Origin of the sequence: Methanobacterium formicicum (genome assembly GCF_029848115.1) — an archaeon.
GTDB classification, from domain to species: Archaea; Methanobacteriota; Methanobacteria; order Methanobacteriales; family Methanobacteriaceae; genus Methanobacterium; species Methanobacterium formicicum.
Genome location: NZ_JARVXG010000052.1, coordinates 35,001 through 56,402 on the forward strand (window position 1 = coordinate 35,001; position 21,402 = coordinate 56,402).

Below are 21,402 nucleotides of genomic sequence, written 5' to 3' on the forward strand. Positions count from 1 at the left end.
CCTGATATAAACACACTTGAGTGGTTTGAATGTATTTAATATTTCGATGCGACTGTGGACGGGCAGTTTATGCCAAAGAAGGCGTCAAACAGAAAAAATGTGTCTGTGGGAAGAATTTGAAGGTTAAAGAAAGAAGGATCCTGGCCAAAACCGAAGACTCCCAACAGGCCTCGGAAAAGGTGCAGGAACTTCAGGAAGAGAAGTACGGCGGGGCTTACTTTACCACCGCCAACAAGTTATGAATTGAAAACAGGGATTCATAATTAAATACATCTGTAGACCGGGGTTATAATGTTAACAATTTATTTGCCTCTATTTGCCAGTTCTTAGCTCAACCTACACCCTAAATTTTATAATTAACTTTTATTCCCAGCGAATCGAAATTTTCAGTGCAAAATATCCTTTATTTTATTTTAGAATAATCCCTATATGAAGAATAAAAAAGAATACAATTATAAGGTTTTGTGTATCTCTTATAATTTGAGTGATAATAGAATAATAGCTTGGGTTCGGGGCTATGACCAGTAAAAGTTTCTCTAAACTCACCAGTAAGGGTGAGAGAAAAAACATAGAATTTAAAGAAAACCTTAATTCTGACCCTCATCTTTTAACTGAGCGTAAGCAACAATTGGCATCCCAGATGAAGTACCGTCTGGCACGGGGAAATGGAGAAGCCATCTATTTTGTGGGTGTTGATGATGATGGCTTGCTGGTGGGCCTGGAAAAAGAACAGATGGATGAATCACTATTTGTTTTGGGAGAACTGGCCCGTGAAATAAAGGCTAAAATCATCAATGTGGAAAAACAAAATGCTGGCCAGGGAGAAGTTGCCAAAGTCATTATCAACCGCGAACAAAACAGTAAACCAGACCATTTACTTATTGGAGTAGCTGGCCACGTGGACCATGGGAAAAGCACCCTGGTGGGAACCCTGACCACGGGTAAACTGGATACTGGTTCGGGAAGTACCCGTATATTTTTGGATGTTCAAAAACACGAAATAGAACGGGGTTTATCCGCTGATCTCTCCTTTGCCGTTTATGGATTTAAAAATGGAGAAACAATACGCATTAGGAATCCCCTTAATAAGGGGGACAAGGCCCTTATGGTGGAAAAATGTGATAAACTGATTTCTTTTGTGGATACCGTAGGGCATGAACCCTGGCTCCGTACCACCATCCGAGGTATTGTGGGTCAGAAGCTAACTCACGGCCTCCTGGTAGTGGCCGCTGACCAGGGACCCACCCACATCACCCGGGAACACTTGGGGATAATTTTAGCCATGGAACTACCGGTGATCGTGGTGATGACCAAGATCGACCGGGTAAGTGAGGATCAAATCCAGGCTGTTCGCCAGGAGATCTTCGACCTCCTGAAACTGGTGGGAAGAATACCCTACATGGTAAAAAACATGGAAAATGCCGATTTCCTGTCAGAAAACATGAACCAACACTTAGTACCGGTTATCAAAGCATCTCCTGTTACTGGTGAAGGCTTGGAACTCTTAGATCGCCTGTTTTCTGGTCTTAAAATACCCTCCCACGAAGAAGACTTCCAGAAACCATTCATGATGTACATCGATAAGATCTACTCGGTTATGGGAGTGGGAACAGTGGTGAGCGGCACCATAAGACAGGGTAAAGTTGAAAAGGGTGAAAAACTTATTTTAGGTCCCTTGAGTTCTGGAGATTTCCTCCCGGTGAATGTGAAGACCATTGAAATGCACCACTATCGTAAGGAAAGTGCCAGTGTGGGAGAAGTGGTTGGAATATCCATTACTGGCGTTGAAATGGATGAAATAAGGAGGGGGATGATTATATGCCACCCCGATTATAAACCCCAGCCAGTACGAGAATTTGACGCAGATGTAGCCATCCTCGTGCATCCCACCACCATCAAGGAGGGTTACGAGTGCATTACCCATATAGAAACCATAGCCGAAACCACCTGCTTCCGACCCCTGGGCCAGGAATACCTTTCGGCAGGAGACACCGGCCAGGTTAGAATGAGATTCAAATACCATCCCTTTGCCATTCATGAAGGTCAAAAACTAATTTTCAGGGAAGGTAAAAGTAAAGGGGTGGGAACAGTAACCCGCATAGCCAGTTAAGTTATTCTAGTTAATTAACATGAAAAAGAAACCATAATCCTCTACTACAAAGTAAGCTAATTACGGTAATAAAATTACTACTATAATAACTCATCTTAACTTTTGTTCTAGGAATTCCTGGATCTCACAGGCCTTACAGACGGGTACAGAGGATGGTTCACCACACTTCTGGCAACGGTGCAGTTCAATCCTTTTCTGGTTCAAGTTACGGAGATTTTTCTGGAAAAAATTAAGTAGATTCAGTTTGGTGCCGGGTCGCTCCTCTTCCAACTGGTTGAGATAATTTTTTAATCGGGAGCGAAGAGATTGGTGGGCATAGGGACATTCGGCCAGGTGCACCGGGATTTCATTCATTATAGCCCAGGTACCCACTTCTTTTTCCTTCACCAGCCATAGGGGTTTTATGCGTGGCACCATTCCCGGATGTATTCGTTCCTGTTTAGGTCCGAACTTGGCAAACCGGCGCACATCAGCCCGGGCAAAACTCATTAAATAGGATTGGACCTCATCATCCAGGTTGTGACCGGTGGCCAGTTTATCAACATTCAGTTGGCAGGCAGTGCGGTTCAGAAGGTAACGTCTAAAAACACCACAGGGGACACAGGCTGTCTGATAGAACTGGGAGGCTTCATCCAGAGAAAATCTAATCTCTTTTTTAAAGGATAGTTCATGGTACTCCACCCCCAGATCCTTTGCCTGGCCACGGGCAGCTTCCAAACCCTCCTCACGATAATGAACTATCCCTTCATCAATGGCAATGGCCAGGAGTTTGAAATCAAAACCACCCTCTTCAACCAGTTTATGCAGAATGTGCAGGGTCAAAACACTATCTTTACCCCCAGAAAGAGCTACTGCCACCTTATCCCCTTTATCTATCAGGTTATAATCAGTTATTACCTTTTCAACACGGTTTTCAAGTTCCAGGTTGAAGCTGTGCCTGTCCAGGGGTTTCATAAAAAATATATGGTTGGCTGAACATAAAAAATAGTATGATATCTGCAGAATTGACTGTAATCCCCATAGGTACTCCAGATACAAGCCTCAGTAAATATGTGGCTGCGGCAATTGCTGCCTTGGACGAAACCCACGTGAATTACCAGTTACATGGTATGGGAACCTTGCTGGAAGCTGATAACCCCGACGATCTCTTTGAGGCCATTAAAATTGCCCATGAAGCCGTGTTTAAGGCTGGATCCCAGAGGGTGGTGACCAGTGTCAAAATAGACGATCGTAGAGATCGTCAGCGCACCATGGAAGACAAAGTACAGTCCGTAGAAAAAAAACTAGAATAATCACATGTTTTTACCAGCACCCATGATTATTCCTACTCCTTGAAAGAGGAAGCTTAAAAATTACTTAAACAGTTAGAGTGCTTTAATAAATAAAAAAAGATTAAAAAAAGGAATTAAAAGGTATTTATTTTTGTTTGGAAGAAACTGTAAGTGTTTAGAAGAACTTATCCGAAGCTGCTTCCAGGGTTATCACTATCTTTTCCAGTTCTTCTACAGAAAGTGAGGGATGTACTGGTAGAGATAGAACTTCCGAGGCTGCCTTTTCAGTTTCACTCCAGTGATCATTGTATCCCAAGTTCTGGTAGAGTTCCTGTTTGTAGATGGGGATAGGGTAATGTATTCCCGTTCCAATACCTTCCTGGTTGAGGTAATTCATCACATCATTGCGTTTTCCGTCTTTAACCCTTACGGTGTACTGGTGGAATACATGTTTCACCTGGGGGGAAACAAATGGTGATTCAATGCATGAAATTCCCTTTAAATGTTCAGTGAGGTATTCGGCATTTTCTATTCTCTTCTGGTTAAACCCATTGAGCTTTTTCAGTTGAACCAAACCAATGGCCGCAGCTATGTCTGTCATTCGGAAATTGTACCCCAGAACAGAATGCTGGTACCTTTCTCTTTCACCATGGGCCTTCAGTATGCGGGCCTGGTCAGCGAGCTTGCTGCTGTTGGTGGTTATCATCCCCCCTTCACTGGTGGTCATGTTTTTGGTGGGATAAAAACTGAAACAAGCCATATCACCAATGGAACCAATCATCTGGTCCTGGAACTTTGCTCCGTGGGCCTGGGCCGCATCCTCCACCACGGGGATGCCGTGTTCCTGGGAGATTTCCATTATGCGATCCATCCTGGCCGGTTGACCATAAAGGTGTACCGGGAGTATAGCCTTTGTTTTTTCAGTGATAGCCTCTTCAATACCTTCTGGATCAAGGTTAAATGTTGAAGGGTCTATGTCTACAAAAACAGGCCGGGCACCAACGTATAGTGCGCAGTTACCAGTGGCTGCAAAGCTGAAGGGAGTGGTAATCACTTCATCACCCTTACCTACACCAAGGGCCAACAGGGCAACATGCAAGGCTGTGGTCCCGGAACTGGTGGCCACGGCGTGTTCGGCTCCAACATAATTGGCAAAAGCTTCTTCAAATTCGGCCACTTTAGGGCCCTGGGCTATGAATCCTGACCTTAAAACTTTTTCCACTTCTTCAATTTCTTCTTCACCTATAAGGGGCTTGGCAACTGGTATCATGAATTCACCTATATTTAATCTGGGATAACTAGATAAGTCCAATTCAAATCATTTTATATCCCCAAATAATTCATATCCCTAAATAAACCAGGAAGGGGTTTACTTATCGGTTGTTGTAAAATGACACTTAAAAAATTTATATATTAAACTTGCCTTTCATCCACGATTTTTACATTGATTTTATCACTTAAAAAGATACCTATATCATGAAATAAAGGAAAATTAAGGGGTTAAAATAAAATTCTTTTTTTATTTAACGGAATATTCGTAGTACATCCTCTTTCCGGTTCCAGAACAGGATGACAATCATTAAAATTGAAGCCAAAATTAGGAAAAATAGTCCACTGAAGGGTTCTGCTGCCTGAGAAGTGACCACTGATGGCAATCCCTGAAGCCCTGAATCGGTTGAATTAAAGAAAAGAGCCACATAAAGATTATTGGCAATGTGGACCCCCATGGCGGATTCTATCCCATTATCAGCCAGGGCCAGTACACCCAGCATCATTCCCACCACGAAGGTGGAAGCAACAATGGACAGATCAGAGGTCAGGCTGGTTCCATTAAAGAAATGTACAATTCCAAATAGCACGGAAGTGATTAAAAGTGGAATCCATGGTTTTTTGGAAATTAAACTAAATCCCTGCATGAGGTACCCTCTAAACAGTATTTCCTCAAAGGAAGCCTGGAGGGGGAATACCAGTAGACAGATAACCAGGAGGATGAGGAAATTTCCAGAGTTATAGGTAATCTGATAACTACCGGGGTTAATGATCAAATCGGGTAAAGAAAAGATAAAAAGAATCAACGCCCACAAAATAAGCCCTTTAAATAAAAGCTTCCACCTTACTCCTGAAACAGTGTTGATAACCTTTAACAGGTGTTTATGGTGGATGAATCTCAAGCAGATGTAGAAGAATAAATAGGATAGGGTGTAACTGATCCCCACCAGTATCACCAGGGAAAAGGGGCTGCTCAAGGCGGAGGTAATGAAATCGTAAATGTTTGCTATTCCACCTGAGGAAAAAATGGACAGTACTACAAGCAAAATTCCCAGTATAATGCCCGCCACCAGACTACCCCCCACCAGGGACATTATAACGGTTAAAACGTATTTCCACCAGCTGTTGGATCCTTCCGAGGCATTATCTAAAAATGTTATTGGTGAAAGAGTTGACATTGTTTTCTCCAGCAAGATAATCTCTTTTAGTAGTTATACCATTATATTGAATAGGTTGATCACTATGAGATACATGGTTATTAAATTAAAACTATAAAAAACTTGAGTTGAGTGGAAGTTTTTCCCAATATCCTCCTTAATAAAATATATGTCGGTTGACATGGTAATCATCATCAGGGGGAAATTTGATAGTAAAGAAAGGTAACCACGATGAACTAATTACCATTTAAGAACTAGATTTCCATGATGTTTTTGAGGTTTGTGCAATGGTTGAACTTAGCGAGATAGACTTTTTATGGGTAGAAGAAGGCCAGGTAAGGATGAAGATCCCCCAATTTGAAAAGGTAACAGCCAGGGCTCCGGTCTTTTTCAATCCAGTTATGGAACTTAACCGGGACCTTTCAGTAGCTGCCTTATCCTTTTATCAACAGCAGAAAGGGGAAGATATTGCCATCTGTGACGCCTTTGGAGGTAGTGGAATACGGGGCATACGTTATGCCCAGGAAATAAAAAATGTTTCCCTGGCAGTAGTGAACGATTTAAACCCCCTGGCAGTTGAACTTGCCAAGGAAAATATTAAAAATAATGGTTTAACCAATGTTAAGGCCTGTAGGGAGGATGCTAATCTTATTCTCCGGAAATGTGGGGGTAAATTTGATGTTATCGATATTGACCCCTTTGGAACCCCGGCTCCCTATGTTGAATCTGCGGCTGCCAGTCTTAAAGCAGGGGGATTGATCTGCATTACCGCCACCGACACTTCCGCCCTGTGTGGTACCTACAAAAAACCATGCATACGAAAATATAGTGCCAAACCCTTGAGGAATGAGTACTGTCACGAAACAGGCTTGAGAATACTGGCTGGATTCATGTGCCGCACCTTTTCTAAATATAAAAAGTATCTGGAGTTCCAATTCTCCCACAGCACAGAACACTACATGCGCATCTACGCCCTGGTGGGTAAAGGAGCTAAAAATACTGATGATTCACTTGAAAACCTTGGTTATATTGCACATTGCCCCAAATGTCTTAACCGACAGGTTTTTAAAGGTTTGACCCCCAGGATACCCCTGGAATGTCCGGAGTGTGGTCAAGTGCCCCATGTGACCGGGCCCCTGTGGTGTGGGGAAATGCAGAACTCGGAGTTTATTCAGGGTATGTTGGATTTAGTGCCAGATTTGAAGATAAACCGGGAAGTAGAAGTCATTAAACTCCTGGAAAAATGTAGGGATGAAGCTGGTGCACCACCTACCTTCTACGATGTGCACACTATTTGTAAAAAGTTGAAGATTAGTGCCTCTCCCCGGGAAAGGGTGATGGAAAATATTAGGAAGAAGGGATACCTGGTTAAACTCACCCATTTCAACCCCAATGGTTTGAAGACTGATGCTCCCCTATCAGTCATTGAACAGGCCATTAAGAATGAAGGATAGGGAATATTCTTATTTTAAATGGATAACTCCGAAAATAGATGTTACCAGATAAATTAAGATAATTAGATAAAAAATATAAAAGAGAATAAATTCCTTTTATAAAAATATCCTTTTATTAAAAATTTCTATTTTATACCCTTTTGGATAAAAATATCTATTTTCCGAGTCCAACATCCATTTTTACTGATAATCCAGCATTCCATGGGTGTAATAGTACTGTAACTCCGAGGCATGCTGGAGTTCATAGTTACGATACGGTAAACTCAGGTAGGGAGTTACCATTCCCTTCAGGGTGTAGTAGTAAGCAGCCAGAGCCCCGTACTCCTGCCAAGTTATGTAGAAGTAGAGAGGTAATCCACATCCCTGGGTGAATATGGGATTGCCTGACCGGGCTGTACCATGCCAAACCATGGGTATGGGTCCTTCCTGCCCATTTTGACCAGCTATTTTCTTGATATAACTACGGGCCTCTTTCCAGCTGTTAAATGTCAGACCGTCTGCCTTGAATTTATATCTTCCATCTGGAACTCCGAATATGGCCAGTTTAAGGGAATCCATGTAGTCAGTGGGACCCGCGGCACCGGTACCATTGGTGTCAATAAAGGCCATTTCTATTATCATCACATCACCCTCTTTGTAGTGTCGATAGTTGGAATCACCAGCAAAGTGGACAACCAGGGCACATTTGGAGTTTCGTTCCTCGGCATATTCTGCCAGTAATTTGGAGTGCACATGACCGGGATACATGTCAGGGTTGGCCAGTTTCACAAATCCCAACCTACCCACTGGTTCAACTAAACCCGTGGCAGAGGAGATAACTAGATAACCACCGAATAACGCCAGAACAACCAGCAGAATTACTTGCCATTTCATTGCTTCACCATATCTATCATTAACAGAAGGTCACTCGAGATAATATTAATCATTTCCAATTTATCTATACGTTTAAGAATATAAGATTTATTAAATTTTCCAAATCCCCCTCTAATTAGTAATAATCAGTTAGGTAATCCAAAAATTACTTTTGTTCATAAAATCAGTTGATGTGGATACTTCAACCTGGAGTGAGAATAAACCAACCGAGATGGAGATAACCCTAATCGGGATTAAAGAATAAACTTAACCTGAAGTCTTAACCTGAAGTGAAAAATAACCTTTAAAGGAGTAGAGGATAAGGATATCTGTAATGAAGGATAAAAACTGTAATGAATTATAAAAACAATTGAAAACCCTGCTTGATCTTATAGAATCTAATTAGAGGAGGAAATTAATTGGATATAGGATATTTAACTTCTGATGCAATAAAATATCCCTCACAGGATTGGAAAAAGGTTTTAATCCTTGGAATTTTAATTTTAACCAGTTTTTTAATTGTCCCTGCTTTTTTAGTCATGGGATATGTTTTCCGGGCCATGAAATGGTCTATCGCCGGGGTGGACCAGTTACCAGAATTTGATGAATGGGGAGAGATGTTCACCGATGGTCTTAAAATTCTGGTGGTGGAACTGGCCTACTTCATCATCCCCACCATTTTGGTAGTTATGGGCATGTGGGCTTCCCTGGGCGCATTAGTGGCTTCAGGAGTTTCCGGGAATGAACTATCATTCAATAGTGCTTTCAGTACCTTCGGTTTTATGGGAGGACTGATCATCACCGGATTGGTGTTTGCAGTCATTTTTGGAGTGTTTTTCACCATCGCCATAGCCAACATGGCTTACCATGATAGTAAAATCCAGGCAGCCTTCCGTTTCCATGAAATTCTAAACCGGATCAGGGCCATTGGCGGGGTGGACTACGTAATCTGGTACGTGATGATGATCTTCCTGGGAATAATCATCAGCACCTTAATAGGATTACTGGGCTTTGTACCAGTCCTGGGTTGGGCTTTAATCGTTTTATTGCTTTACCCCTATGTTTATTTATTATATGCCAGAGCTCTGGGACTGTTGTTCCTATCGGGCTTGGAAACCCAGTGATACATCTATACATTTTTAATAAATTTAGGACTATTCTGGCAAATTTTAAAGGATTTTATCCGCGATTTAAAAGAAACAATCAAATTTTTATAAGAAAATAAACATAACAATAGATACCCAAAAAAATGGAGGTAAAAACATGGATATTGGAGAAATTATTTCAGATTCCATTAGTTATCCGTCTCAGGACTGGAAAAAAGTAATTATACTGGGAATTTTGACCATTATAAGCATTTTAATAATTCCAGTCTTCCTGGTAATGGGATACTTTTTCAGAATTTTAAAAAGTTCCATAGCCGGTTTTGACGAACTCCCTGACTTTGATGAATGGGGAGAGATGTTCATAGACGGTTTAAAAATATTTGTAGTACAATTTGTATACCTTTTGATACCACTGATAGTAATGTTTATTGGAGCATGGGCTTCAATCGCATCTATGTCTGTAACTGAAGCAGGCAGCCTAGCCAATCCAACTTTAGCCTTTGGACTCATTGGTGGAACAGCCATTATTGGAATTATCTTAGCAATACTCTTCGAATTAATCGGATCTATTGCTGTTGCCAATATGGCCCTAAATGACAGCGAATTTGGAGCTGCGTTCCGATTCAGTGAAATTCTAGAGAAAATATCAATGATTGGATGGGGCAAATACATAGTATGGTACATCGTGATGATCATCATCAGCTTCATCGGTGGAATCATTGCCAGCGTACTACAGGTAATTCCATTCATAGGTATGATAATTGCCCTGTTAGTGGTTTACCCCTACTTAACCATGTTCAGTGCAAGATCTCTGGCCCTTTTATTCGGATCAGCTGTGGAAATGGAATAAAAAACCCATTTTCTTTTTTTTTCTTTTTTTTAAATACAGTTTAGAAACAAATACGATTTTAAAAATATAGTGAATATATGTGATTAATTAAGGGAATTACAATTCTAAATGAGTTTTCTCTAAATTTCACTAAATAAGTCAAACAAAGTTTTAATAAGCCAAATTAGAGAACTAATAAGCCAAATAAATAGATATTACTGATTTAATATTACTAATTTTCAATTTTTGAGGGTTATTCTTCCCAGATTGAACTGTATCTCAATAAAAAGTACCTCAATAAAAAATTAGAACACTCTTAAAAAAAAAAGGAATAAAAAAATCCCCGGGATACTATCCTAAGGGATCCATCGGTTAAATTCCTCTAAGATTAATCCCTGACCCCTTAGGTTTACATCCCGGTGAGGCGCAGACCAGTTATCTTGGCAGTGTCACTGTTGAGGGCCCGCAGATCATCGGGGGAGAACTTGCGGATGTCATCGTGACCAGCCAGCTGGGCTAACATCTTGGTTTCCTCAGTCATGGATTTGATGTAGTTAGCTACCCTCATAGCGGCCAGATCCACGTCCAGGCGTTCGCACAGTAGTGGATCCTGGGTGGCCACTCCCACCGGACATTTACCAGTGTAACACATACGGCAGGCCCGGCATCCCATGGCGATCATGGCCCCGGTTCCAATGTACACTGCATCGGCACCCAGAGCCATTGATTTGGCTACATCAGCCCCACTCCTTATTCCACCGGTGATTATAAGATCCACGGTGTCTTTCATTCCTATTTCTTCCAGTCCATGGACTGCTTCCATCAGTGCGGCCAGGGTAGGGATTCCGGTGTGCTCGATAACCACTTCTGGTGCGGCACCAGTTCCTCCTTCCATTCCATCCACTGATATAACATCGGCCCCGGCTTCAGCCACGGCCTGAACATCATCTTTCACCCTTCCCGGTCCCAGTTTAACCACAATTGGGACCTGCCAGTCCGTGACCTCACGTATGAGTTCAATGTGTTTGGCCAGGTCTCCTGGACGGGTGGAGTCCAGGAATCTTGCTGGGCTCAGGGCGTCAGTTCCCAGGGGTATTCCCCTGATTTCGGCAACTTTGGGGCTCACTTTTTCAGCCAGGAGGTGTCCTCCCATTCCTGGTTTGGCTCCCTGTCCAATCTTAACTTCTATGGCATCTCCCACATTGAGATAATCAGCGGAGACTCCGAATCTTCCGGAGGAGTACTGGACCATGAGCTTGTCTGCACATTCCCTTTCCCTGGGGAGCATTCCTCCTTCACCAGTGTTGGCACAGGAACCTACCAGGGCAGAACCCTTGGCCATAGCCACTTTACATTCCTCGGAAAGTGCTCCAAAGGACATTCCAGCAATGAGTACTGGGGTTTCCAGTTCCAGTGGGTTTTCAGCGTATCGTGACCCCAAAACTACCTTGGTGTTACAGGGTTCCCGGTACTTGTCCACCGGGGATACTGTGGCCTGTCCCGGTAGTATGATGATATCATCCAGGTTGGGTAGTCTTCGTTCTGTACCGAAACCTCGGAGAACGTATTTACCTGCCTTGGAGGTGTAGCGTATGTCAGCAATTGTTCTAGGGTCCCATATACTTCCGGCCCCGGTGGGTATGAGTACGGGGCAGGCGGCAGTACATGACCCACACATTATACACTTGCTTTTATCGATTTCTGCATGGCTATCCACTATTTTGATGGCGTTGGTGGGGCAGACAATTTCACAGGTACCGCAGAAAACACAGAGTCCTTCGGTGGATACTGCCAGTTCTCCAGAGGGGGATAATGGTCGGGGTGCTGCTGATCCCATGGAATTATCCATTTCAAAGTTAGTCTGCAAACCGGTGGCGAAATCTTTAACATCCACCACACTCAGGCAATTTTCTCCACAGGATTTGACACATGCTGGTTCGTCGTCCGGGCCCTGCATGCACTGCTGCTCACATTTTAGCATCTGGTCAGCAGTGTAGGTTATGCTTCCAATGGGGCACATTAACATGCACAGGCGGCAGCCCACACACAGGTCCTGGTTGATTTTCACCACGTTGTCTTCACGGTATATGGCATCCCGGAAGCATCCTTTTAGACAGGATGGGTTTATGCACTGTTGGCAGACAATGGTTTGGTAGCCTTCGGTCATTTTGTGCAGGAAAATACTGCTTTCACCGTTGACTGATGCACAGGCTTCAATACAGTCGTTACATCCGTCACACTTATCGGGATTGGTTAAAAGTATCTGTTTCATTTGTTGGCCTCCTGTTTACCATAGAATGGCCTTAGCTCTTCAGGACCAATTTTAACAAAGTCTAGGGGTTGGGCCTCCACGGAGTATTCCTGGAAGATTTTGGTTAATTTATCCTTATCTTCCGCGGTGAGTTCAGTTACCGCAGCATTGGTACCGGTCTGGTACTTCCCTGCCACGTAAATGTTTCCACCAATCATCCAGTCCCCGGTGTATTCACCAGCATCTCCGGTAACGATTATGTCTCCACTAAGCATGTAAAGTCCAGCGTGGCTACCCATGTTACCGTTGATGAGTAGAATACCTCCCTTGTTTAGCTGACCCACAGCATCTCCCGCATCACCATAAACCACTATAGTTCCGTTGTAGGTTCCGAATCCCACACCTTCTTCAGCAGAGCCTTTGATGATGATTTCACCAGAGGTCATGTTGTCCCCTACATAGCGACCCACATTTCCATTTATTTCTATGGATGCTCCATTGTTAAGTGCGGCTACGAAGTCTCCCACATCACCATTAAGGGTGATTTCTGCTTCAGGCCCCAGTCCAACTGCTATTGAGTTTAGTTTTCCCGGTTTTTCCAGTGTTATATTATTTTTATCTTCAGATAATGCTTTTTTAATTTCAACATTCAACTGTCGGGTGGTATAGTTTTCTGCTTTTATAGTATCCGATACACTCGTTCAAATTCCCCCATTATTCTCGATGAGGGTAATAAATCAATCTCTATTATAAAGTTTGCCTTCTGTGTAACTTTTAAAGTATACTGTTATATAATAAAATGAGACAATAGTGTAGTGGGAATCATTTGATTTTGAATCTAATTGAAAAAATAACATAGGTGAAAAATAAAAACAGGTGAGAGAGTATGAAAACCCTGATCACTAACCTTAGGGGGCAGTGCCTCTTCAATGTCTCTATGGAGACCCAGCCCGATGGATTAATTAGCCTTTATCATGGTAAATACCGTAAAACTGAATTGGATTCCTTCTTGAAGGGAGGTGAAATTCAGATCAACGCTGAAAAACCCCAGGGTGCATTAACCCGGATTTTAGAGATTATTAGAGGGGCTAAAATACATGGAGAAGTTTACGTGGCCTATGGTGCGGGAGATATCGGTCCTCTTTTGAATTTTGCAGCCAACCAAGAAGGAGTGGATGGGATTTTCTCCTGTTACCAGGAGAAGGTGGTTAGGTTTCCGCCCCTTCAATTGAAAATATCCAAAACCCGCCTTAAAATAATGAAATTACTGGCCCAAAAAGATTTAACCGCCATTGAAATTGGTGAAGAAGTTGAAATATCCCGAGCAATGGTTTATAAACATCTTAACGGACTTATAGAAATGGGGATGGTGAAAAGATCCGAGTCAATGGAGAAATACAGCATAACCAAGGCAGGAATGCTGGCCTTAATCTGATTCACCCTAGGAAGGATATATTTTCCATTATGAATGATGATTCATCTTAGAAATCTAATTAAGAAGGAATGATCCAAATCAATAAGAAGATAAGGATTTGCCCCGGTACAATCCCCCCAATCTTTTTCAAAAATAAATGGATATTTACCATCAAATGGGAAGCTTTCCCCTATAATTCCTTAAATCAGAGATTACATGCAACGTACTATAAAAAAGGGATTCTGCATGCTGGTCCAATGACCTAAAATTATCCCCCATCCACAGTTGAACAATGATTTAAATAAATCCTGAAAAGAATAAAAAAAGGTAAATAATAATAGCAAATAAATGATATATTTTAGTTTATAGTTAAGTTCGTGAGTTGATGATTCAGGAGTTAGTTATGTTCTTGACCCCCAAAGATAATAAAAGATTTATTCCATTGGATACTCAATACGCAGCTTGTAACTGGCCTTATCACTTAAAAGCACAGTTCCCGGGACAAAGTAGTCCTCAAATTTCTGAACTTTCTTCACCATACACGGTTCAAAATCGATCTTCTTGGTGTAGGATCGGCATTCCTCATCATCGATTATTCCCTTCTTCACCAGGGCAATATACCTCATCTTTATTGTTTCTTCACTCATCAAAGCCATATGATCACCTAATAATAACTTGTACAAACTTGTATTTAAATTATTTGCACTAATATTTGAAAAATGTATAATTAAACATAGAATAAATTTAAAAAATATAAACAATGTTTATCTAAGCGGTGAATGTGATGAAAGAAAATGAGAATAAAAATGAAATCGTGGAAATAGACGATGTAGACCGAGAAATCATTAATTTATTCAACGAAGATGGGAGGATGTCTTACCGGAAAATAGCAAAACTCCTCAACGTCTCCATAGGCACAGTCCACAACCGAATGGAAAAACTCACCAAAAACGGAGTTATACAGAAATTTACCCCAGTGATTGATCACAGCAAACTGGGTTACAACCTCACCACCATCATCGGAGTGCGGGTGAAGGGTGGGGTTCTGGAAAACTGGGAAGACCGCACCGCCTACCACAAGAACGTCCTCTGCATGTACGATGTAACTGGCGAATTCGATGCCATATTAGTTGCCCGATTTAAAGATACCAGCGAACTAGATCAGTTTATCAAGAGCCTGCTGCGGGAACCAGATGTCCAGAGAACCTACACCCAAACCGTGCTCAACATAGTCAAAGAAGATCTTAGCTCCAGTAAAATGTTGTAAAAACTGAGTTTAACCTGCAAAATGGACAATTTACACATATAAGATCATATTAGGGAATAGTGGTGATTAGACGTATTAAATTAGTTATACATGATAAAAAGTGAAGGAATACCTTGTGAAGTTTTAGGTGAATAAAATCCCACACTTAAGGAGGTCTTTGCTTTGATTTCTCTGGTTTACTCCCCAGATTATGCACTGCACCAAACTGGATCCCACCCTGAAAACCAGGGTAGACTGGACATAATGATGGAATACCTCACCCTGGAGTTTGGTGAGCTCACACCGGAAGGTGGTGAAATTGATATACACCCTCCCACCCCGGCCAGTGAAGAGGACCTCCGGCAGGTGCACACCCCCAGCCATTTGGAACACTTGAAGAATTTTGCTGAAAATGGGGGAGGATACCTGGATTATGACACCTATGAATCACCCCAGAGTTATGAAATTGCCAAAATGGCAGCAGGAGGGGCTATTACCGCCTGTGAACTGGTTCTTGGCGGACATGATTTTTCCTATTCCCTGGCACGCCCTCCCGGCCATCACGCCACCTCAGACAAGGCCATGGGTTTCTGTTTAATAAACAATCTAGCTGTGGCTCTGGAGTACCTGCGAAAAAACCATGACCTGGAAAAATTCCTGATACTGGATTTTGACGCCCACTACGGGAATGGGACTGCAGAAATATTTTATCAGGACCCCCATGTCCTTTACATATCCATACACCAGGACCCTCGCACTATCTTTCCGGGTAAAGGCTTTGTTGAAGAAACAGGAATGGGATTGGGGCAAGGTTTTAACCTTAACCTGCCTGTGTCCCCGGGCTCCGGAACCTCTGACTATATTTACCTCCTAGAGAAAATCCTGGAACCAGTTATAAAACAATTCCAGGCCGACTTCTATTTCCTAGATGTGGGGTTTGACAGCCATCAAGAAGATCCACTCTCCCATCTACAGTTAGATGATGACTTTTATCCATGGATAGCTTCTTATATGCGTGAGCTGGCTTCCCAGATGGTGCTTATCCTGGAGGGTGGTTACAGTAGAGATGCCATGGCCCGGTCCAACCTGAAAATGATAAATGTGTTGAGGAACAAGATCAGCCCTGAAGAGGAATGGCAACCCCCGGGAAAACTGGTGGTGAAAGAGGAAACCAAAGCTTTATTCAAAGAGGTACAAAACAGATTTTCACCCTATTTCACCTTTTAATTCCAAGTCACCAACTTAAAGTATACAAAATAAATTTTACACTAGAGGAGATTACAATGGATAAGATCCGGTTCAAACAGGCTCAAGAACTTCTAAAAGAAGCAGGGCAATCAAAAACAGGCTCCGAGAAAATGAAAACCCCCCGTGAGGGCACTATAAATTCTCTAACCTATGCAGAAATTATGAAAAGTATTATAGAAACTGAAGAGTTCATTTACTCCAGCAGACCAACCCATAAATTGCTACAGGAGGATGCTGAAGAATTCTGTGGAAGGTTGGTAGATATAAGGAACAAGATCGATGATATCCTGGTTGAATTTGGTGTCCTGGAAAAGGAAGATGTGGAAGAGAAGGTAGGAAAACTTTCAGAGAGGTTCATCATACTTACCAGTAAGGGAAACTTCAAAAAAATCATTACCAGGTGGGGTGTGGAACCTCAAAGGATAGTGGTGGCTGGAGTACCATTAGAAGCTGAAGACATGCGAATTCTCAATCCTAAAATTCCTGAAACCGCACTTGAACCGATAAAAAAGAAAATATCCCATGTTAAAAATGATATAAGTCGTAAAATGGAACAACTGGGTGTACAGGAAATTCTGGTAGTGGTTGAAAACGATAAATCAGGAGAACTACTGGCAAAGAGGGCTGTAGACCTTTACGAAGCCAAAGTAATGAAAAGGGATAATTTAAAGGATGTTGATATCCTTGAATTCCGAAAAATTCTGGAAGGATGATTCACACCCATCTTTAACCTGTAAATAATTCCCAATCAATTAAATACACCATATTATGCTTTTTACAATTTAAATGAGGGCCGTGCATTAAATTCACCAAACAGGCATTAGGAAAAGTAGGGGAAAATATGTAAAAACTACCCTGAAAATAGGGAATATCAGGAAAAAAACACAACTCTTTTTATATCACTTCCCTAATTTATACACATACTAACCATCAGTTTGTTAAGATGAGAATTAATTCATACATTTAGTATAATTCCAACAATTAAACACCAACATTCTTAAGTAAAAAGGGAATGATAACAGGAAAACATGTTTTAATACAAAAACAAGCATAACTCATTGGAAAAATAAAAATCGATTGTTTTTTTAAGTTTTTTCGTATTATTAACAATTAGAACTCAGGGGTGAAAAAATTGGAACCACCGTGTTTACCCGATACCCAAGAAAAGTTACCTACCATCCCCGTACACCTTACGCGAGTAGGAGTGAAAGGGGTTAAAAAACTATTAAAAATTGAAAGGGAGAACAAAAGACCAATAGTTCTTTTGCCCTCCTTTGACGCCTATGTGGATTTACCCAGCACGCAAAGGGGCATCCACATGTCAAGAAACCCAGAAGCCATTAGTGATGTCCTGGAAGAAGCTGTTGAAGACAGTGCAATGGAAGTAGAATCCTTGTGCGCGGAGATAGTTAACCTGCTACTGGAGAAGCATAAATACGCCAAACGAGCCGAGGTCAGCATGAAGAGTGACTTCATGATCATGAAAAAGTCACCGGTGACCAAGCACAAAACCCAGGAAATGGTGAACATAATGGCGGATGCCATTGGCTACCGTAACGAGGAGGGTGTGGTTATTCGGAAGATGATCGGGGCGGAAGTAGTAGGGATGACCGTGTGTCCCTGTGCCCAGGAAACAGTGAAGGAAAGTTCCAAACAGAAACTCCTGGAATTTTTAGACGAAGAAACCACGGAAAAAGTTCTGGAAGCTGTCACCTTCGCGTCCCACAACCAGAGGGGTCGGGGAAGTATTATGATTGAAGTACCAGCCCAGCAGGTAATCCGGGGCGAGGATATAATCAGGATAATTGAAGACTCCATGAGCTCCTATGTATGTGAACTTCTGAAAAGACCAGATGAACATGCGGTGGTGATTAATGCCCACGAGCATCCCATGTTCGTGGAAGACTGTGTGCGCAATATGATACAGAAGATCGTGGAAGAATTTTCCCACCTGCCAGATGACACCCTCATCACAGTGCAACAGGTAAACGAAGAAAGTATACACCGCCACAATGCATTTGCAGAGAAAGTAGCCACAATGGGTGAGCTTAAAGCTGAAATAAGAAATGGTGGAGACAAATGAGAACACGCGAAATTGCCGGGCAGATCATGGGACAACTAGAGGCATTTGAAGGTTCTAAAGCAGCCATGGACACCACAGAATTACTTATAGTCCGGGGAAGATCCCGCCAGAGAATCCCACCGGAAGAACTGGAATCCACCATATCCCAGATACTTCAGGGATTAGGTGCCCAGAAGCTGGACATGTACTCCGATGAAACTGCCGACATCATCACTATAATGGATGAACAGATCCGTTCCCAGGTATCCATTCAGGAAGAAACAGATATATACGGAATCTATCGTCTAAAAGAATCCTTCGAAAACATGAACTGTCATGCCGATTACGGTATAGGTGTGGTGGATGATATTGCCATTTTTATTATTCTGTGGAAAGATAAAAGTGGTATAGGCCCCCTCTTTGTGGAACTGGTGGTTTCGGCACTGGAAGGATAACTTAAACCCCCTGAATTCTTGGTTTCCTCCCGATGTCTAAAAAAAATCGATTGACTTACGATAAAAAGAAAATTGATAATTGACGATAGAATGTTTAAGGACCAGCTAATTCTTTTACTGGAATCTCAGGGTGAAGATGTTCTGCATTTGATGATGCAGGCCAACTCACTCCGTCAGACAGATGAAATAACCTATTCTAAAAATGTTTTCCTACCCTTAACCAATATCTGCCGCAACGAGTGTGGTTACTGTACCTTCCGCCGTAACCCGGAAGATGATGACGCCACTCTGGTCATGCCTCCCCAGGAAGTCATGGCCACCATTCACCAAGCCGACGAGTACGGCTGCCGGGAAGCCCTTTTTACATTTGGAGAACAAGCTGACGCAACACCCAAGGTTGAACATGCCCTGAAAAAATTAGGATACAGTGGGATGTTGGAGTATCTCTATGATCTTTGTGAGCGGACACTGGATGAAACTAACCTGCTCCCCCATAGCAACCCGGGAATACTTGAAAAAGACGAGCTTAAGATGTTGAGAGAGGTAAATGCATCCATGGGATTGATGCTGGAAACTACGAGCAAGAGGCTAATGGATACCCCGGCCCATGAGAAGAGTCCCGGTAAAGATCCACAGCTTAGAATTAAAACCATTGAAAATGCAGGTAAATTAAAGATTCCCTTTACTACTGGACTTTTAATTGGTATTGGTGAAACTGTAGAAGAACGGGTTGAGTCACTCCTGGAAATCAGGAGAATTCAGGATAAATATGGTCATATCCAGGAGATCATCATCCAGAATTTCAGAACCAAACCCGGCATAGAAATGGAAAACCACAGCGAACCTTCACTTCTGGAGATGATCCGAATGGTAGCGACCACCAAGCTGTTGTTCCCTGATTGCAGTGTTCAGGTCCCTCCTAATCTCAACCAGGATAGTGCCCAGGTATTTCTCATGGCCGGGGCCGATGATTGGGGAGGTGTTTCACCCCTAACCAGGGACTACGTGAACCCGGAAGCACCCTGGCCAGAGTTAGATGAACTTAACAAACTAACCAGTCAACTGGGATTCTATTTGAAAGAAAGACTACCGGTATATCCCCCATACCTTACTAAAGAATTTTTAAGTAACAGAATCCAGGAAAAAATAATTTAATGACAAAAGTTGACCACAGTTATCCACGACTTGTAAGTGTAATATGCTGAAAAATCCTTTTAAAATTTAATTTGCATTGAATAACACCCTGAAAAGGGTCTTGTTTTCCTTGTCTATTTCTAGATTACCTTTTAACTGCATGGTCAGGGTCTGGACTATTTGGAGCCCCAGGGAGTTGGTGTGATTAAGATCAAAGTCGCCAGAAAGTCCCACTCCATCATCAACCACCTCCAGTTTACACTCCCCCCCGACCATAAGCAGGTTTATTTCAATATTTCCCTTCCTACTCCCAGGGAATGCATGTTTGAAGCAGTTAGATACCAGTTCATTAACAATAAGCCCCAATGAAATGGCGGTATCTATCTCCAGGAAAACATCTTCACAGTTTAGACAAACATTCACATCATCTTTTTTCTCCCGGTGGAAAGACGAAAGCATCTCGGTCAAACTTTTCAGGTATTCTCCAAAGTCTATATGGGCCATGTCCTTGGATTGATACAGTTTTTCGTGAATAAGAGCCATGGAACGAATACGATTCTTGCTTTCCTGGAACATCTTCAGTGTTTCCGGTTCCTGAGTATATTCTGACTGCAGACTCATTAGACTGGAAATGATCTGCAGATTGTTTTTAACCCGATGGTGAATTTCCCTTAAAAGGACTTCTTTTTCCTCTAAAGACGTTTTGATCTGTTTTTCAGCCAATACCATGCCACTGATATCCGCAAATGTGGCCATAACCCCCTGAATATTGTTATCAACATTTAAAAGAGGAGCGGTGGCCATCATGGTATAAATCAAGGTACCATCATTTTTAGCACATTCCAACTCCATATCCGACTTAAATTCACCAGAAATAACATTTTCAATAATTTCTTCATAATCAGGTTGCCGATTATCGTCTAAAAATGGTAAAGGTTTTCCCATTACTTCTGTTTTCTTCCAGCCAAAAATATTCTCTGCTGCCGGGTTCCAGAGGGATTTTACTCTCCCATCAGGGTACAGGTCAATGATGGCAAAGGGAGAAGCATTGATTATTGTCTCTAAATAGATATTCAAATCATGTAAGCGTCTTTCACTTTCAATTAAGGCCTTTTCAGCCTCTTTTTTATTGCGATGTTCTTCTGCTTCTCTAAGAGCTCTTTTGACAGCGTGACTTAATTTAGAAAGGTTGTGTTTAAGAACATAATCAGTAGCTCCCTCTTTGAGCATTTCTACTGCAAATTCTTCCCCCATCTGGCCACTGACAAAAATGAATGGTATTTCTGGAACCAGTTCCCGGGCAATGTACATGGCTGATATTCCATCAAAGTGAGGTAGGGAGTGGTCGGCCAGGATAATGTCTGGTTTGAATTCTTCTATCTCTTTTCTGTATTCCACTTCCTCTTCTACACAGCGGGAAATGAAGTCAATGTTATCTCTTTTAAGTTCAGCCTCCATTAACTCCAGATCCAGTGGAACATCTTCCAAAATCAAAATACGGATATTACTCCCCATGTTATCCCCTCTAATACCTCCCCCCCATA

Annotated in this window: 21 protein-coding genes; 13 read left to right on the forward strand and 8 right to left on the reverse strand. The window is 42.1% G+C overall.

From position 1 onward, the window contains the following. Positions 1 to 29 precede the first annotated feature (29 nt). Positions 30 to 242: a DUF1922 domain-containing protein gene (locus QC759_RS08225; RefSeq protein ID WP_048072509.1), complete on the forward strand. Its 213-nt coding sequence runs from the start codon at positions 30 to 32 to the stop codon at positions 240 to 242. Between the two features lie 275 nt (positions 243 to 517). Further along, positions 518 to 2,110 carry a GTPBP1 family GTP-binding protein gene (locus tag QC759_RS08230; RefSeq protein ID WP_048072510.1) on the forward strand — a complete coding sequence of 531 codons (1,593 nt, stop codon included), beginning with the start codon at positions 518 to 520 and terminating at the stop codon, positions 2,108 to 2,110. A gap of 90 nt (positions 2,111 to 2,200) precedes the next feature. On the opposite strand, the gene QC759_RS08235 is transcribed toward QC759_RS08230, so the two are convergent. Beyond that, the gene (locus tag QC759_RS08235) at positions 2,201 to 3,064 is read right to left on the reverse strand and encodes a TIGR00269 family protein (RefSeq protein ID WP_048072511.1); all 864 of its coding nucleotides are present in this window, start codon (positions 3,062 to 3,064) and stop codon (positions 2,201 to 2,203) included. A gap of 35 nt (positions 3,065 to 3,099) precedes the next feature. On the opposite strand from QC759_RS08235, the gene QC759_RS08240 reads away from it, so the two are divergent. Continuing rightward, positions 3,100 to 3,402, forward strand: coding sequence for an MTH1187 family thiamine-binding protein (locus QC759_RS08240; RefSeq protein WP_048072512.1), 303 nt, complete (start codon positions 3,100 to 3,102; stop codon positions 3,400 to 3,402). Positions 3,403 to 3,556: 154 nt separating this feature from the next. On the opposite strand, the gene QC759_RS08245 is transcribed toward QC759_RS08240, so the two are convergent. Next, on the reverse strand, positions 3,557 to 4,651 hold the full coding sequence (locus tag QC759_RS08245) for a DegT/DnrJ/EryC1/StrS family aminotransferase (RefSeq protein ID WP_048072513.1): 1,095 nt from the start codon (positions 4,649 to 4,651) through the stop codon (positions 3,557 to 3,559). A gap of 253 nt (positions 4,652 to 4,904) precedes the next feature. Continuing rightward, complete coding sequence (locus QC759_RS08250) at positions 4,905 to 5,828, reverse strand: CPBP family intramembrane glutamic endopeptidase (protein WP_048072514.1); 924 nt, start codon at positions 5,826 to 5,828, stop codon at positions 4,905 to 4,907. Positions 5,829 to 6,094: 266 nt separating this feature from the next. Here QC759_RS08250 and QC759_RS08255 point away from each other — a divergent pair, with 266 nt between their 5' ends. Continuing rightward, positions 6,095 to 7,261, forward strand: coding sequence for a tRNA (guanine(10)-N(2))-dimethyltransferase (locus QC759_RS08255; protein ID WP_048072515.1), 1,167 nt, complete (start codon positions 6,095 to 6,097; stop codon positions 7,259 to 7,261). A gap of 180 nt (positions 7,262 to 7,441) precedes the next feature. On the opposite strand, the gene QC759_RS08260 is transcribed toward QC759_RS08255, so the two are convergent. Continuing rightward, positions 7,442 to 8,134 carry a hypothetical protein gene (locus QC759_RS08260; RefSeq protein WP_048072516.1) on the reverse strand — a complete coding sequence of 231 codons (693 nt, stop codon included), beginning with the start codon at positions 8,132 to 8,134 and terminating at the stop codon, positions 7,442 to 7,444. Positions 8,135 to 8,532: 398 nt separating this feature from the next. On the opposite strand from QC759_RS08260, the gene QC759_RS08265 reads away from it, so the two are divergent. Next, complete coding sequence (locus QC759_RS08265; protein ID WP_048072517.1) at positions 8,533 to 9,237, forward strand: DUF4013 domain-containing protein; 705 nt, start codon at positions 8,533 to 8,535, stop codon at positions 9,235 to 9,237. A 139-nt stretch (positions 9,238 to 9,376) separates the two neighbouring features. Beyond that, a complete protein-coding gene (locus QC759_RS08270) occupies positions 9,377 to 10,069 on the forward strand; it encodes a DUF4013 domain-containing protein (protein ID WP_048072518.1) in 693 nt (230 codons plus the stop codon). Positions 10,070 to 10,457: 388 nt separating this feature from the next. On the opposite strand, the gene QC759_RS08275 is transcribed toward QC759_RS08270, so the two are convergent. Next, positions 10,458 to 12,320, reverse strand: coding sequence for a glutamate synthase-related protein (locus tag QC759_RS08275; RefSeq protein ID WP_048072519.1), 1,863 nt, complete (start codon positions 12,318 to 12,320; stop codon positions 10,458 to 10,460). Beyond that, positions 12,317 to 12,952, reverse strand: coding sequence for a GltB/FmdC/FwdC-like GXGXG domain-containing protein (locus QC759_RS08280; protein ID WP_052399959.1), 636 nt, complete (start codon positions 12,950 to 12,952; stop codon positions 12,317 to 12,319). The genes QC759_RS08275 and QC759_RS08280 overlap by 4 nt, the downstream gene beginning before the upstream one ends. Positions 12,953 to 13,185: 233 nt before the next feature. Between QC759_RS08280 and QC759_RS08285 the strand changes: the two genes are divergently transcribed. Continuing rightward, on the forward strand, positions 13,186 to 13,734 hold the full coding sequence (locus tag QC759_RS08285) for an ArsR/SmtB family transcription factor (RefSeq protein WP_048072521.1): 549 nt from the start codon (positions 13,186 to 13,188) through the stop codon (positions 13,732 to 13,734). 413 nt (positions 13,735 to 14,147) lie between these two features. On the opposite strand, the gene QC759_RS08290 is transcribed toward QC759_RS08285, so the two are convergent. Then, positions 14,148 to 14,369, reverse strand: a complete 222-nt coding sequence (locus QC759_RS08290; protein ID WP_048072522.1) for a hypothetical protein — start codon at positions 14,367 to 14,369, stop codon at positions 14,148 to 14,150. 128 nt (positions 14,370 to 14,497) lie between these two features. Here QC759_RS08290 and QC759_RS08295 point away from each other — a divergent pair, with 128 nt between their 5' ends. The 6 genes from QC759_RS08295 (at position 14,498) to cofG (ending at position 19,879) form a co-directional block, all read left to right on the forward strand. Continuing rightward, the gene (locus tag QC759_RS08295; RefSeq protein WP_048072523.1) at positions 14,498 to 14,980 is read left to right on the forward strand and encodes an Lrp/AsnC family transcriptional regulator; all 483 of its coding nucleotides are present in this window, start codon (positions 14,498 to 14,500) and stop codon (positions 14,978 to 14,980) included. A 162-nt stretch (positions 14,981 to 15,142) separates the two neighbouring features. Beyond that, positions 15,143 to 16,186, forward strand: a complete 1,044-nt coding sequence (locus tag QC759_RS08300; protein WP_048072524.1) for a histone deacetylase family protein — start codon at positions 15,143 to 15,145, stop codon at positions 16,184 to 16,186. Positions 16,187 to 16,242: 56 nt separating this feature from the next. Then, positions 16,243 to 16,920 carry a SepCysE family protein gene (locus QC759_RS08305; RefSeq protein WP_048072525.1) on the forward strand — a complete coding sequence of 226 codons (678 nt, stop codon included), beginning with the start codon at positions 16,243 to 16,245 and terminating at the stop codon, positions 16,918 to 16,920. A gap of 419 nt (positions 16,921 to 17,339) precedes the next feature. Beyond that, positions 17,340 to 18,290 (forward strand): GTP cyclohydrolase MptA, encoded by a 951-nt coding sequence (gene mptA / locus QC759_RS08310; RefSeq protein WP_048072526.1) that lies wholly within the window; start codon positions 17,340 to 17,342, stop codon positions 18,288 to 18,290. After that, a complete protein-coding gene (locus QC759_RS08315) occupies positions 18,287 to 18,724 on the forward strand; it encodes a DUF2120 domain-containing protein (protein ID WP_048072527.1) in 438 nt (145 codons plus the stop codon). Before mptA ends, QC759_RS08315 begins: the two co-directional genes overlap by 4 nt. Before the next feature lie 90 nt (positions 18,725 to 18,814). Beyond that, positions 18,815 to 19,879, forward strand: a complete 1,065-nt coding sequence (gene cofG, locus QC759_RS08320; protein WP_048072528.1) for a 7,8-didemethyl-8-hydroxy-5-deazariboflavin synthase CofG — start codon at positions 18,815 to 18,817, stop codon at positions 19,877 to 19,879. Between the two features lie 66 nt (positions 19,880 to 19,945). On the opposite strand, the gene QC759_RS08325 is transcribed toward cofG, so the two are convergent. Then, complete coding sequence (locus QC759_RS08325; RefSeq protein WP_048072529.1) at positions 19,946 to 21,373, reverse strand: sensor histidine kinase; 1,428 nt, start codon at positions 21,371 to 21,373, stop codon at positions 19,946 to 19,948. Between the last annotated feature and the right edge of the window lie 29 nt (positions 21,374 to 21,402).